General features: G+C 70.3%; 13 protein-coding genes and 1 pseudogene. 8 read left to right on the top strand and 6 right to left on the bottom strand.

Features of this window, described 5'->3' with window-relative positions:
* Nucleotides 1-13 precede the first annotated feature (13 nt).
* Nucleotides 14-1,003, top strand: coding sequence for a DUF6801 domain-containing protein (locus tag OOK07_RS23245; RefSeq protein WP_323182981.1), 990 nt, complete (start codon nt 14-16; stop codon nt 1,001-1,003).
* Between the two features lie 24 nt (nt 1,004-1,027).
* Here the strand turns inward: OOK07_RS23245 and OOK07_RS23240 are convergent, their stop codons facing one another.
* Nucleotides 1,028-1,417 carry a hypothetical protein gene (locus OOK07_RS23240; RefSeq protein WP_266798231.1) on the bottom strand — a complete coding sequence of 130 codons (390 nt, stop codon included), beginning with the start codon at nt 1,415-1,417 and terminating at the stop codon, nt 1,028-1,030.
* A gap of 269 nt (nt 1,418-1,686) precedes the next feature.
* Between OOK07_RS23240 and OOK07_RS23235 the strand changes: the two genes are divergently transcribed.
* Complete coding sequence (locus OOK07_RS23235; protein ID WP_266798230.1) at nt 1,687-2,823, top strand: alpha/beta hydrolase; 1,137 nt, start codon at nt 1,687-1,689, stop codon at nt 2,821-2,823.
* Nucleotides 2,820-5,075 (top strand): NACHT domain-containing protein, encoded by a 2,256-nt coding sequence (locus OOK07_RS23230; protein ID WP_266798229.1) that lies wholly within the window; start codon nt 2,820-2,822, stop codon nt 5,073-5,075. The genes OOK07_RS23235 and OOK07_RS23230 overlap by 4 nt, the downstream gene beginning before the upstream one ends.
* Nucleotides 5,076-5,087: 12 nt before the next feature.
* Here OOK07_RS23230 and OOK07_RS23225 read toward each other — a convergent pair whose 3' ends face one another.
* Nucleotides 5,088-5,582: a GbsR/MarR family transcriptional regulator gene (locus OOK07_RS23225; protein WP_266798228.1), complete on the bottom strand. Its 495-nt coding sequence runs from the start codon at nt 5,580-5,582 to the stop codon at nt 5,088-5,090.
* Between the two features lie 73 nt (nt 5,583-5,655).
* On the opposite strand from OOK07_RS23225, the gene OOK07_RS23220 reads away from it, so the two are divergent.
* The 3 genes from OOK07_RS23220 to OOK07_RS23210 all read left to right on the top strand — a co-directional run bounded on the left by OOK07_RS23220 (nt 5,656) and on the right by OOK07_RS23210 (nt 8,455).
* Complete coding sequence (locus tag OOK07_RS23220; protein ID WP_266798227.1) at nt 5,656-6,561, top strand: ABC transporter ATP-binding protein; 906 nt, start codon at nt 5,656-5,658, stop codon at nt 6,559-6,561.
* On the top strand, nt 6,558-8,165 hold the full coding sequence (locus OOK07_RS23215) for an ABC transporter permease (RefSeq protein ID WP_266798225.1): 1,608 nt from the start codon (nt 6,558-6,560) through the stop codon (nt 8,163-8,165). The genes OOK07_RS23220 and OOK07_RS23215 overlap by 4 nt, the downstream gene beginning before the upstream one ends.
* A gap of 71 nt (nt 8,166-8,236) precedes the next feature.
* On the top strand, nt 8,237-8,455 hold the full coding sequence (locus OOK07_RS23210; RefSeq protein ID WP_266682692.1) for a hypothetical protein: 219 nt from the start codon (nt 8,237-8,239) through the stop codon (nt 8,453-8,455).
* Nucleotides 8,456-8,481: 26 nt separating this feature from the next.
* Here OOK07_RS23210 and OOK07_RS23205 read toward each other — a convergent pair whose 3' ends face one another.
* Nucleotides 8,482-9,684, bottom strand: coding sequence for a cytochrome P450 (locus tag OOK07_RS23205; RefSeq protein WP_266798224.1), 1,203 nt, complete (start codon nt 9,682-9,684; stop codon nt 8,482-8,484).
* A 46-nt stretch (nt 9,685-9,730) separates the two neighbouring features.
* Nucleotides 9,731-11,042: pseudogene (locus OOK07_RS23200) on the bottom strand (helix-turn-helix domain-containing protein).
* A gap of 188 nt (nt 11,043-11,230) precedes the next feature.
* On the opposite strand from OOK07_RS23200, the gene OOK07_RS23195 reads away from it, so the two are divergent.
* Both OOK07_RS23195 and OOK07_RS23190 read left to right on the top strand, forming a co-directional pair.
* Nucleotides 11,231-11,671, top strand: coding sequence for a UCP032817 domain-containing protein (locus OOK07_RS23195; RefSeq protein WP_266682689.1), 441 nt, complete (start codon nt 11,231-11,233; stop codon nt 11,669-11,671).
* A gap of 157 nt (nt 11,672-11,828) precedes the next feature.
* A complete protein-coding gene (locus tag OOK07_RS23190; RefSeq protein WP_266682688.1) occupies nt 11,829-12,503 on the top strand; it encodes a class I SAM-dependent methyltransferase in 675 nt (224 codons plus the stop codon).
* 97 nt (nt 12,504-12,600) lie between these two features.
* Here OOK07_RS23190 and OOK07_RS23185 read toward each other — a convergent pair whose 3' ends face one another.
* Entirely contained in the window at nt 12,601-12,786 is a 186-nt protein-coding gene (locus OOK07_RS23185) for a DUF397 domain-containing protein (protein WP_266798223.1), read from the bottom strand.
* Nucleotides 12,786-13,637: a helix-turn-helix domain-containing protein gene (locus tag OOK07_RS23180; RefSeq protein WP_266682686.1), complete on the bottom strand. Its 852-nt coding sequence runs from the start codon at nt 13,635-13,637 to the stop codon at nt 12,786-12,788. The genes OOK07_RS23185 and OOK07_RS23180 overlap by 1 nt, the downstream gene beginning before the upstream one ends.
* Nucleotides 13,638-13,825 lie beyond the last annotated feature (188 nt).

Here is a 13,825-nt window from a genome sequence, read left to right as displayed (position 1 = left end):
TAGCCTGCGAAGCATGGTCGCTGACTTAGCCTCCGCCGGCTCACGGCGGCGCGTCGCCCGGTACGTCACGGCAGTTGCTCTTCTCGGAAGTGCCGGTCTCGTCGGAGCCGGGTCCGCCACAGCGGCCCCGGCTCCGCACTCTGTGCACTACACCTGCGGCTTCCCCTACATTGGGGACAAGCCGATGACGGCGTCGGTCGCGTGGCCCGCCCCTCCCGCCTACGTGGTCGGCCGGGCCGCCCCCCGCTCAGCTCTCGACGCGACGGCGACAGTAGGCGGGAACGTCAGCGGATCGCTCCGGTTGATCGGGGCGACCACCGTCGAAGGCACGGCGGACGTCCGGGCCGTCGCGGCAGCACCCGGGGGCGACAAACCCGTCAACGTGACCTTCGAGGTGCCCAGGACCGCGGTCCCGGAGTCCGGCGATCTGACCGTCCGGGCGAGCGGGACCCTGCCCTCGCTCACCTTCGGCAAGGCGGGCGGGGCAAAGCTCGTCTTCGGCCACATCGACCTGCACCTCACGCCCCGGGACGCGAACGGCGGCAAGCCGATGGGCGACATCGACGCGCCGTGCGACCTGAACTCCGGGCAGGACGGGCAAGCGGCGGCGTTCACGATCCGCACGGCGGCGGCTGAGCCGAGTGCCCCGGGGACGGTAAAGGCACCGAGGCCCGGGGCCGGCGACTCGGGCACGTCGGAGTCTCGGCCGGCAACGGGTTCGGGGTCGGGTTCGGGTTCGGGGCCTGCATCGAGTTCGGCGTCGGGTTCGGCACCGGATTCCGTTTCGGCAAAGGGCGGGGCCCCCGCGAGCTCACCCGGCGGTACGACGCCGGCCTCGCACCCCGGCACACCCGGCGGCACCGCCTCCCCGGCCGCCGCCGAGACCGACGGCACCGGCGCCGTGGGCCCGCTGCGGGTGGTCGCGGTGTCTCTGGCCGTGGGCGCGGGGGTGCTGGGGGCCGGCTGGTGGGGCCGGCGGCGGCTCCGTACGAAGGGCCGGTAGCGGTGGCGTGGCCCCGCTACCGGCTCAGCCGAGGTTGATCGTTCCGTGGAAGTCCCGGCCCATGACGACCGGGCCGTGCGCGGTACCGGAGAAGTCGATGTGCACGTCGCCCGCGCCGGTCTGCTCGCCGCGCGCCGCCCCGGCCTCCTGCCACCACACCTGCAACCGCCGCGCGAACTCGCGATCCCGCTCGGCTCGCACCGCCAGCGCATGCGCCAACGCCCGGGCACGCTCCACGCTGTCCGGCTGCTCGTCCAGGGCCGCCAACTCCCGCCGCCCGCCGGTCGCTTCGCCCCCGTCCTCCTCCGAGCGCCCCGTCACCAGACCGCGCAGCGACTGCCACGCCTGCTGGCCCGCCGCACTCGCCGTACTGCCCGCGAAGGCCATGAGCAGTCCCACCGTGATCGTTTCCACGAAACACCTCCGGGCTCGGATGTTGCCCCTCTCCCATTGACCGCCAGAAGAACGCCGGTGTCCATCCGTCGACGATTTCCTCACCACACCTCAACTTCCTTGTCACACAAGGCAGTTGACTCAACATGGCAGACCGCCGCACCATCTGAGGTCCACGTCAGGCCCGTCACGGCAGCACCGCACCGCACCACCTCGCGCTGCCGGTGCTCCCGGCACACCACGCCGGTGAGAGCTTCGGCCTGGCCTGCCCGCACAACGGGAGACGTCGTATGCAGACCCTGTCCAAGGCCGTCTTACGCAGCCGCACCCCCGTAGTCCTCGGCCTCGCCGCCCTCATGGGCCTGTTCTTCGCACCGCCCGCCCAGTCCGTCACCACAGCGGCCTCCGCCTCCGCTTCCGCTTCCGCCACGACAGCAGCACCGCACTTCGCGAGCGGCCACGGCCTCACCGTCGTCAGCCAGCCGAAATGGGCGGACGACAACCACCGCACCTTCGTCCTCACCGTGAAGTCCACCCAGGTCCCGGTCTACGACGCGATGTCCGGCCAGGTCTCCGGCGAGCACGTCGTCATGGTCACCCTGCCGAGGGGATACGACGGCGCCGCGCGCACCCGCTACCCCGTGCTGTACGACCTGCACGGAGCCGGCGAACCCCCGAACAGCACCCGGTACATGGCCATGGCCGAGGGCGCGACGAAGGACGTCCCGCTGATCACCGTCACGCCGAACGGCGCCGGCCGCGGCTGGTACACGAACTGGGTGAAGCCCGGCTCACGGGGCTCCCAGAACTGGGAGACCTTCCACCTCGACCAGGTGATCCCGTTCATCGACGCCAACCTGAGGACCGTCCCCACCCGGCTGGGCCGGGCGATCACCGGCCACTCGATGGGAGGCTTCGGCGCCTTCCACTACGCCGAGGACCGGCCCGAACTGTTCAGCTACGTGGGCAGTTTCTCCGGCGACCTCGACATGCGGGATCCGGTGATGCGCGCCGCCGTCACCGGCAGCGAGCTGCTGCCGGGCTTCGGCAGCCCGATCGCCGCCCCCGACGCGGTCTTCGGGCCGCCGGTCTGGCCCCTTGACGGGGTGTGGAACAAGGTGAGCCCCGCCCAGCACGTCGCGAAGCTGCGCGGTATGGGCGTCGCGATGTACGCGGGCGACGGCGGCTCACTGACCCTCGACCCGAACCAGGACATCCTGGCCCTGAGCGAGAAGGCGGTCCGGCAGGCAGCCTTGTCGACCGCTGCCAACCTGAGGGCGGCGGGGATCCCGTACCGCTTCGCGGACTACGGAAACGGCAGCACCTGGGCCAAGGGATGCACCGGCGAACACGCCCAGGACCCGTGCCTGCAGGCCGACATGAACGACTTCGTGGGCCTGATCATGAAGCGGCTGCAGCACCCGTGACCGGGCCGGGCGACGTGCACGGCGAGTTCTCCGGCGTCGCGCACGGCCCGGTCTTCATGGGCCGGGACATCCGCGACACCACCATCAACATCACCCATCCCCCGCGCTCCAGCACCACGATCGCCCTGGACGATGCCGCGGCCGAACTCGCCCAGGCGCTGCGCGAGCAGTGGTGGAAGGAATCGGAACGGCAGCGGCTGTGGGCGCCGGACTCGCTGCCGGTCCGTTGGCGGACGGTCTGTCGCTCAAGGGACGACGAACCGCTGCCACCGACCGGGGAGTTGCGGGGGATCGCGGATCTCTACGACCAGGTGCCCACCGGACGGCTGGTGGTGCTGGGCCGGGCGGGATCGGGCAAGTCGGCCCTGGCCATACGGTTCGTGCTGGAGATGCTGGGGTCCCCCGATACCCGTGTCGCCGTCGTACCCGTGATCTTCAGCCTCGGCTCCTGGGACCCTGAAACGCCCCTGCGGGACTGGCTGGCCGCACAGCTGAAGCGCGACCACCCCGGTCTGGCGGCGGACGGCCCCGGCAACTCGACGCTGGCCGCGGCACTGGTCGGCCACGGCCGCATCCTGCCCGTCCTGGACGGCTTCGACGAGATCGCCGAAGGTCTGCGGCCGTCCGCCCTGGTCAATCTCAGCGATACCGCCAGCTCCAGGATGCCGCTGCTGCTGACCAGTCGCGACGACGGGTATCCCGAATCCGGTGGCGTTCTGTCCGCCGCGACGATCGAACTGGAGACACTCTCCCTGGACGACCTGGAGACATACCTGCCGTACACGGGCGCGGGCGCCAGGACAACCGAGTGGAACGAGGTCCTGCAACGCCTGCGTGCCGACCCCGAAGGCCCGGCGGCCACGGCCCTGAGGACTCCCCTGATGGTCGCCCTCGCCCGCACCGTCTACAGCGACGTCCCCGACCACGACCCACGCGACCTGCTCACCGACCTGTTCCCGACCACCGAAGCCCTGGAGAACCATCTCCTCGACAGCTTCGTGCCGACCGTTTACCGCGACAGGCCCCTCGCCCAGCGCGAACGTGTCCAGGACTGGCTCGCCCACCTCGCCCACCACCTCGAACTGCTCGACACGACCGACCTCAAGTGGTGGCAGCTGGGCAGCACCCTGCGCCGCCCGGTGCGCATGGCCGTCGTCGGGCTGGTGACCGGACTGGTCTTCGGGGGCATGGACGCGCTCGTGGCCTGGTCCCTGGCCTGGTTCGTGTGGCCGTACGGTCCCCTGGACGGGCTCCTGATCGGACTCGCGAACGGGGCCGTCTTCGGGCTGGTGTCGGGCCTGGCCTTCGGGCTGGCGTACGGACTCCTGGACGGGGGTGCGGCACGCGAACCGTCGCGCGTGCGCATGCGGATCCTCGGCAGGAGGACTCGGTCTCGCAAGACGTATCTCCCGCGCCTGTCGGCCGGGTTCACGGGCGGGTTCGGATTCGGGTTCGTGTCCTGGCTCGTGAACGCGCTCGTGGTCGGGCTTTTGTCGGGGTCGACCCCCATGGCGCTGCTCCTGTACGGGCTGCTGAACGGCGTCATCGGCGGTCTCGTCAGCGGGTTGCTCCTGGGATTCGCCTACGCGGGCGGAGCGAGTGAGCCGTCGGACGAGCCCCTGCGGTTCGCGGACGGCATGAGGGAGTTCCGTGAGCGGATCGCGCCCCGGCTGGCGATCGGGCTCGCGGCCGGGTTCGGGGTCGGGTTCGCGTTCTGGTTCGTGGACACGCTCGCGTTCGGGCTCGCGCTGGGAACCCCGGGCGGATTCACGTCCCTGCTGATGGACTCACTCGAATTCGGACTCAGGAGCGGACTCGGATACGGCCTCGTGGTCGGGCTCGTGTACGGCCTGGCGGTCGAACTCGCCGTCCCGATCCCGGTCAGTTCCGCGGTCAGCCCCTCCGACCTCCTGAAGACCGACCGCAGAACGATGCTCCATCGATCGCTCGTGAGCACGCTGGTGTTCGGGCTCGTGGGAGGGCTCTTCTACGGACTCAACGGCCAGTTCGTGGACTGGCTGATCTTCACCACCATGGGCGGCCTCGGGCTTGGCCTCGCATTCGGCCTCGGCCTCACCGCCTTGGGCCACTGGGTGACCCTCGCCCGCATCTGGCTGCCGCTGACCGGCCGACTGCCCCGAAACCCGGGCGCCTTCCTGGAGGATGCCCACCGCAGGGGCGTCCTGCGCCAGGCAGGCGCCGTCTACCAGTTCCGCCACGCCCGACTCCGCGACCGCATCACCAGGCCCTGACGCGACAACTGCTCACGCGCCGAACGTCTTCTCCCGGTGCACCCGCCACCGCTCCATCATGGCCGCGACCTCGCCCTCGACGAACTCGAAGAAGGCGAGCGTCTCGGCCATGCGGCGTCCGGCGGGCGTGCCGGCGCCGAGGCTGGTCACACCGTCGCGCAGGGCGACCTCCCACCGCTTGATGACGGCCTCGCGGTTGGTCAGGGCCTCGTACCACTGGTCGCCGTGCACCCGGTAGCGCTCCCGGCGCGAGCCGGGCTCCCGCTCGCGCGAGACCATGTGCGTCTGGGACAGGTAGCGCACCGCCCCGGAGACGGCCGCGGGGCTGATCTGCAGTTGTTCGCCCAGCTCGGCGGCGGTCATCGAGCCGGCGTCGGAGGAGAGCAGGGCGGCGAAGACCCGGGCGGGCATGCGCTGCATCCCGGCCTCGACGAGCTGCGCCGCGAAGGACTCCACGAACTTCGACACGGCCTCCGGGTCCCGCCCACCACCAGCTCGTTCCGTCATGCCTTCATCCTATCCGGGCTTCATACGCTTCCTTAACTTCACAAATTTCTGAAAGAAGCGTACGTTCAGAACCATGACGAAGGCAATCACCGTCTCCGGGCTCCACAAGTCGTTCGGCAGCACTCACGCCCTAGACGGGCTGGACCTGGACGTCCGCACCGGCGAGGTCCACGGCTTCCTCGGCCCGAACGGCGCAGGCAAGTCCACCACCATCCGCGTCCTGCTCGGCCTGCTGCGCGCCGACGCGGGCGCCGCGCAGGTGCTCGGCCGCGACCCCTGGCAGGACGCGGTGGAGGTACACCGCCGGATCGCGTACGTCCCCGGCGACGTGACGCTCTGGAGGAACCTGTCGGGCGGTGAGGTCATCGACCTCTACGGCCGCCTGCGCGGGGGCCTGGATCCGGCCCGCCGCGCCGACCTGGTCGAACGCTTCGAGCTGGACCCCACCAAGAAGGGCCGCGCCTACTCCAAGGGCAACCGGCAGAAGGTCGCCCTCGTCGCCGCCTTCGCCTCCGACGTCGACCTGCTGATCCTGGACGAGCCGACCTCGGGCCTGGACCCGCTGATGGAGGCGGTCTTCCAGCGCTGCGTGGAGGAGGAGCGGGACAGGGGCCGCACGATCCTCCTCTCCTCGCACATCCTCAGCGAGGTCGAGGAGCTCTGCGACCGGGTGAGCATCATCCGCAGGGGCCGCACGGTGGAGAGCGGTTCGCTGGCCGAGCTGCGCCATCTGACCCGGACGAGCGTGACGGCCGAACTCGCGGGCGCACCCAACGGGTTGGCTCACCTGCCCGGCGTCCACGACCTCGACGTACAGGGCCGTCGTGTCCGCCTCCAGGTCGACACCGACAAGCTGGACGCCGTGCTGCGCTCGCTCAGCGAGTCCGGCGTACGGTCACTGACGTCGACGCCGCCGACTCTGGAAGAGCTGTTCCTCCGCCACTACCAGGAAGACCGGGAAGAGGCGGCGGCCCGATGACCACACTGACGGCAGTCGCGGCACCGCGCTCGGGCAGCCGCCAACTGGCAGGCACCGCAACCCTGTTGCGCTTCGCCCTGCGCCGCGACCGCGTGATGATCCCACTCTGGGTCGGCGTGAACGCGCTCATGGTCCTCTCCATGCCGAACACGCTCAAGAGCCTCTACGGCTCCCCGGCCGAACGCGCCGACCTGATCCACCAGGTGGCGGCCAACGCCTCGTTCCGCGCGCTGATCGGCCCCGTCTTCGACACCTCGATCGGCGCACTGACCGCCTGGCGCGTCGGCGTGTACGCGGGTGCGCTCGCCGCCGCGATGAGCCTGATGGTCGTCGTACGGCACACCCGGGACGAGGAGGAGAGCGGCCGCCAGGAGCTGGTGGCGTCCGGGATGGTGGGCCGCCGGGCCTCGCTGACGGCGGCCCTGCTGGCGGCGGCGGTCGCAAACGCCGTACTGGCGCTGCTGGTTGCGGGTGGCCTGGCCGGCCAGGGAGCCACCGGGGCGCTCGCTCTCGGCCTCGGGCTCGCGGCGGTGGGCATGGTCTTCGCCACGGCGGCGGCGATCGTCGCCCAGCTGACGGAGAGCGCGCGGCTGGCACGGGGGCTGACCGCGGGGGTGCTGGGCGCGGCCTTCGTCCTCCGGGCGGCGGGCGACGCGGCGACGACCGACGGCTCGTCGGTGTGGACCTGGCTGTCCCCTCTCGGCTGGCTGGAGAACCTGCGCCCGTACGCCGGCGAACGCTGGTGGGTGCTGCTGCTGTTCGCGGCGGCAAGCCTGGTGCAGGGCGCGATGGCATACGAGCTGGCCGGGCGCCGGGACATCGGCATGAGCTTCCTGGCGACCCGCCCCGGACCGGCGGTCGGCAGGCTGGGCACGGCGGGCGCGCTGGCGTGGCGGCTGCAGCGGGGCAGCGTGTACGGCTGGAGCATCGCCTTCTTCGCCGTCGGCGTCGTCTACGGCGGCCTGGCGGACGGCGTGGCCGGCCTGGTCGGTGACAACAAGAAGGCCCGCGAGATCTTCGAGCGGATGGGCGGCCAGAGCGGGATCACGGACGCGTTCCTGGCGTCCATGGTCGGGATGATGGGCCTGGTCGCCGCGTTGTACGTCGTCGGCTCGGTACTGCGTCTGAACGGCGAGGAGACGTCGGGCCGCGCCGAGCCGGTCCTGGCGAACGCGGTGGGCCGCCTGCGCTGGGCCGCCGGCCACCTGGTGATCGCCTTCGGCGGCTCCGTCCTGCTCATGCTCGTCACGGGCCTCGGCTTCACCGTCGGCTACGGCAGGGAGGCCGGGGCGATCCTGGGAGCGTGCCTGGTGCAGGTCGCCGGGGTGTGGGTGATCGGCGGGATCGCGGTGCTGCTGTACGGCGTGGCGCCTCGGCTGGCGATGGCGGCTTGGGGAGTCGCGGGTGCGGTGCTGCTGATCGGCTGGGTCGGCCCCGCACTGGACGTCCCGCAGGCGGTGCTCGACGTGTCCCCCTTCGGCCACCTGCCGAAGCTGCCCGGCGGGGAGATGGAGTGGGGCCCGGTACTGATCCTGCTCGGGGTGGCGGCGGCGCTGGTGACCGCGGGACTGGCCGGTCTACGACGCCGGGACCTCACGAGCTGAGCAGGCACGACGGACCACGAGCTGACCTGTGCGGGCAACCCCCGAGGGGCCTGCGGGCGTCCATGCCGGACATGGGACAACGCATGCAGGCCGCCGCGGGCTGTCTGACCGCGGCCGTGGGCGCGGGCGCCGGGCTCGCGGTGTGGGCGGTCGACGTCCGGGCGCGGCTGTGGCGGTTCGAACAGAGCCCGGACTGGAGCGTGCTCTACGCCGAACTGCCGTTGGCGATCCTCGGCGGAACCGCCGCGTCCCTCGTCGTCTGGGCCCTGGTCCGGCGTCTCAGACAGTGACCCGGAGATTGCCCCGGCCCGTGCCTTCAGACCGTGACGGCGAGCCCCTCCAGCCCCCGGATCACGAAGTTCGGCTTCCGCTCCGGGTCCTGGGCCAGGCTCAGGGTCGGGGCCTTCTCCAGGAGGGCCGTCATGGACGCCGCCAGTTCGATACGGGCGAGCGGGGCGCCGATGCAGTAGTGGATGCCGGCGCTGAAGGAGATGTGCGGGTTGTCCTGACGGGTGAGGTCGAGCCGCCCGGGGTTCTCGAACACCGCGGGGTCATGGTTCGCCGAGCCGAAGAGCATGGCGATCTCCGCGCCCCGGGGGATCGTGGTCCCGTCGATCTCGATGTCGTCCAGCACCCAGCGTTCGAAGAGCTGGAGCGGGGTGTCGTAGCGCATCAGCTCTTCGACGGCGGACGGGACGAGGGAGTGGTCGGCGCGCAGGGCCGCGAGCTGGTCGGGGTTGCGGAAGAGGGCGTACCAGCCGTTGACGGTGGAGTTCACGGTGGCCTCGTGACCGGCGTTCAGGAGCAGCACGCAGGTCGAGATCATCTCCTGCTCGGTGAGGCGGTCCCCCTCGTCGTGGGCGGCGATCAGCCCGGAGATGAGGTCCTCGCCCGGCTCCTTGCGCCGCTCGGCGATCAGTTCCCGCAGATACTCCGAGAACTCGACCGAGGCCCGCACCGCCTTCCGTGCCGTCTCCTGCGGCGGGTTCAGCTCGTACATCCCGCAGATGTCCGCGGACCAGGGCCGCAGCGGGGCCCGATCCGACTCCGGGATACCCAGCATCTCTGCGATGACGGCGACGGGGAGCGGCTCGGCGACATCGCTGAGCAGGTCCCCGTCGCCCTTCTCGACGAGCCGGTCCACGAGGTCCGCGGCGAGGCCGGTGACATACGGCCTGAGCTGCTCGACCGTCCGCGGCGTGAACGCCTTCGACACCAGGCGCCGGATCCTGGTGTGGTCCGGGGGCTCCAGGTCGAGCATCCCGTGGTCGTTGAGGGTGTGGAACGGCTCGTGCTCCGCCGGGGGCGCGGTCCGTCCGAAGTCCTCATGGCTGAACCGGTGCAGATACGTCCGCCCGAGGCGCCGGTCCCTGAGCAGCGCCGAGACGTCGGCATGGTGCGGCACGAGCCACTGGCCCGTGGGCTCGAAGTAGTGCACACGGCCCTTGGCACGCAGCTCGGCGTAGGCGGGGTACGGGTCGGCGAGGAACGCGGAGTCCCAGGGGTCGAAGGCTGCCATGCGGGGACGCTAGCCCGGGATCCCCTTGTCTGACCAGGGTGTCTGTCTACGTGACGGTCGGAGGCAGGTCGCGAACGCCCACCGCAGCCGACAGTTCACGCACTCCGATCACCCGAGGGTGTCGTGCGGAGAGGTCGCTGACGATCTGCCGGATCGCTGGGCGGTCGCGCACCTCTCCGGGGGAGATCCGCAGAGCGGACAGCAGTTCATTCGCCGTCTGCTCCGGCTTGCCCCACTGCCACCACGCACGCCCGAGATCGGTGTGCATACGGCCCTTGCGCCCCCCTGGGGAACTGGGCGGCGCGGAGTCTCCCGCCCACCTGGATCGCGGCTCCCGCGTCGCCCAGCGCCCAGTGGACGCCGACCGCGTAGAGATCCACGGCCGCCGGGGTGATGGGGAACAGGCGCCCAGCCGGTGCCTGCTTCGGGAGACCACACGCTGCTTGGGACGCCTCTCGGATCATGCTCAGCGCCTGGTCTCGGTCGCCGGCCCGGGCCGCCGTGTAAGCCGTGGTGCACAGCATCTGTGCGTAGGCCGCCGACTGGGCCAGGGTCGTCAGGCCAGTGGCCTCGACCTTGGCAGTTGCGCCCAGAAGCAGGCGTTGTGCGGCACCCTGCTGGTCCTGGTGGCGCAGGACGATGCTCAGTTCCCGAGCGGCAGCGGCGGCGGCCAGCGACGCCCCGGACAGCTCCGCGTAAACGGTGGCTCGGTCTGCGGTGAGGCGGGCCCGGTCGTAGCGCCCGATCTTGATGAGGAGCTGGGTGGCCAGGCTGTAGCAGGACGAGAGACGGGCGTGCGCGAGGTCGGACCGGGACCTGGCGGCGTCGTGAGCGTCTGCGAGAAGCCCCGGGAGCGCCTTGAGGAGATCCATGTGCCTGCCCGCATCAAAGAGGGATCGCGCCCGTGCAAGGCGCGTATCGAGTGGCACAGTCGAGCCGGTCGGGCCGGGCGTCACCGCCAAGGCCTCGTCCACACCGGCGAGAAGCTGGGCAGGCGCCGCGAGCCCGGCGGCTGCGAGCAGGGTCCGGCGGCGCATGGGGTCCTCCTTTGCATGACGCGGACCGTCGGCCGCCACTCTAATGGCGCGCATCACGTTCAACCCGAGTGCCGCACCAAGAACCTGGGGCGGCACGCCGACCTCTTGAGCGGCCCGGCGCAGGAGATGCAGGTCAGTGGTTCGGCTGCCGCGTTGCTCCATCCGGGAGACGGTGGAGGCGGAGCAGCCCAGGCGTGCCCCGAGGTCGGCCTGCCGCCATCCCTGGCCGACGCGGCCCAATCGGACGAGCCCTCCGGGGTCCTGGTGGTCGACGAGCGTACGGGCCTGTGCGGAACTCCACAGCGGGTCCATGCTGCGCATCGCGCCTCCCACTGGCCGGGGCCGGGCCAGTCCAAGGTAGCGACCGCACGAAGCGACCGTCGATGACGTGTGCAGGACCTGCAAATAGCTTGCGCCATAAGGCAGTTGATCACCAGCTGCGGTCAGCCGGTGGTGTCGTACGAATACGGCCCTCTGGGCGCAGGGCCGACGACGCCGCGGAGGACAGAATGACGACAGCGACGGAGAGCAAGGTCCGAGAACCCCGGGACTACGTGAAGCGCGACGTGTGGGATCGGGAGATTCAGCTGCTGATGCGGGATCACCCCGTGGACGAGGTGATGGCCAACCGGCTCTTCGGCGCGGCGGTCTCGTACCTGATCACTGCCATGGAGAAGTGGGGCCAGGGCCTGGAGATGTGCTGTGGCCGCCTGGTCGACCTGGCAGTTCACGTCTTCATCCTGGACACCAAGAACTACCGCGAGTTCTGCGCCGAGCACTTCGGCGGCAGGTTCCTGGAACACATCCCGGAGATCGAGTTCAAGTACGACGGCTCCGTGGAGCGCACAGCGCAGATCATCGCCGGCGCCGGCTTCGACGTGGACTGGAAGCTCTGGGAGCGGGACTACGGCAAGTGCGGGCCGTGCAGTCCGGGGGCGAACTGCCACTGATCCGGAACGATCGGGCCCGGGGGCGATACATACGCTCCCGGGCTCCTTCGTGTGCGAATCCGGTGAGCCGGCGTCATTCGCGCAGGCGGCGGAGGGAGCACCGGTACGGTGTCCAGCTCAACGGACACCGGCCACTCCTATCCTTCCGAGGAGCTTCATGCCCCACGCGCCCATGACACCGGCCGAGTACTGGGACAGGTACAAGCCCTACAAGGGTGAGGAAAGCCAACCTGCCCCACAGGCCGACCGGTTCGACTGGACGCAGTATCCCGGTCACGGGCCCGGTGCCGAGGTCCTCGGCGTCCCCTTTCGCGCTCTGGAGCTCGGACCGGCCGAGGGCAAGGAGGCCGCCCACCTGGCCCGTCGGGGCGTTGAGGTGATCGGGGTCGACTTCTCCTCCGTCCAGGTCGAGCGCGCCCGCGCATGGTGGAAGGGCACGTCCGGGCTGTCCTTCGTCCATGGCGAGGCTTGTGCCTATCTCACAGCGGCCTCTGCCACGTACGACGCGATCTATTCGGTGTGGGGCGCCGTGTGGTTCACGGACCCCGAGGACCTGTTCCCGCGTGCTCTTGACCGGCTGGTACCCGGCGGGGTCTTCGCCTTCTCGCAGGCCGAACCGGTCGCTGGCTCCTACGGTCCTCAGCAAATGCGAGGCAAATGGCTCGAAGGCCGCGCGCGTGAGCTGACCGTCCTCCGCTGGCAGTACGCCCCCGAGACATGGGCGGACATCCTCAAGAGGCACGGTTTCACCGACATCGACGCACGCGTCCTCACGGCCCCGGAGCCGGGGAAGCTGGGGACTCTCCTGGTACGCGCCCACGCACCTGGATGAGCGAGGGAGTGACCCCGCCCCGGCGTCGCCAGCCACACCTCGTGCTCGGCGTGCGACACGGTCCCTGGACAGTGCGTCGGCATCCCTGGCGTGAGCCTCAGGGCGCGGGCTTCCGTGCCTTGAGATGGTCGATCAGCGCGGTGAAGGCGAGGGCGGGGAAGGTGAGGGTGGCGCGGGCCGGGGCCTTGGAGTCACGGATGGCTATTCGGGTGGGGAGGGGGGCTATCTCGACGCAGGTGTCGCCGTCGCCGCCGCTGGAGTACGTCGACTTCCGCCAGTTCATTACAGTTCCTTCGTCAACCGGTGAATGAAGTCCCGCGACGCCCCTGGGTCCAGCGACGCGCTCCTCACCTTATGGAACAGCGCGCGGAGCTTTTCCAACTGGGCTTCCGCATCGGAGAAGCCGACGCCGGTCGGAGAGTCACGCAACCCGGTGTCCAAACGGGGCACGGGACCACCCAGATACATCATCGACGCTCCAGCCCCGGCGAAACCCACGTAGTCGACGGGGATAACCCGCACGACGGCGTGCCCCTTCTCGATGTCCTCCAGGATGACGCGGAGTTGAGCGAGTGACGCCCGGCGATCCGACACATGGACCCGCAGGGCGAACTCGTGGATGACCGTCTCGTACGGAGTGGGGGCGTCGCCTTCGATGACGACGCGCCGATTCAGCCGATGTTCCACGCGGAGCGCCACCTCACTCTCGGGAAGCTCGGGACGCATGTACATGTAGACCGCGCGGGCATAGTCGGCGGTCTGCAGAAGCCCGGGAACGAGCGTGATCACTACCTCGCGAAGGAATGTCGCGTGGTGCTCGGCCTCGGCGGTGTCAAGGAACACCGGTGGCAGCACCCCCCGGTACTCCTCCCACCAGCCACGCGTGCGGTCGGTCGCCATCGCCACGAGTTCGTCGATCAACGTCTCGTCCGTACAGGCGTAATAGGCAGCCAGGCGGCGGACCCGCTCCGCACTGACGGCAGCGATGCCCAGCTCCACGTGACTCATCTGGCCCGAAGTCGAGTTGAGGAATGCCGCCGCATCCCGCGCCTTCAGCCCGGCAGCCTCGCGCAGCCTGCGCAGTTCGGTCCCCAACCGCACCTGACGCGCAGTGGGGTTACTCCTCGGCGGCATGCACCCTCCTGCTCTCAACGCCTCTGCCGGTACGGCACGTTCGGGTATCAGGTTACGACAGCCGGTTGCGCTGGCACGAATTGATGCCATACCGTCAGTGACGCGACGCACACGCTGCGAAACGCCGGGACACCGGAAGCGCACCGCGCCGTCATGCCACGACGGACACGGCACTGCCACCGACCGTT

It is taken from the genome of Streptomyces sp. NBC_00078 (assembly GCF_026343335.1).
Taxonomy (GTDB): domain Bacteria; phylum Actinomycetota; class Actinomycetes; order Streptomycetales; family Streptomycetaceae; genus Streptomyces.
Note: the sequence above shows the minus strand (reverse complement) of the source record. Positions and strands in the feature narration are given on the sequence as shown.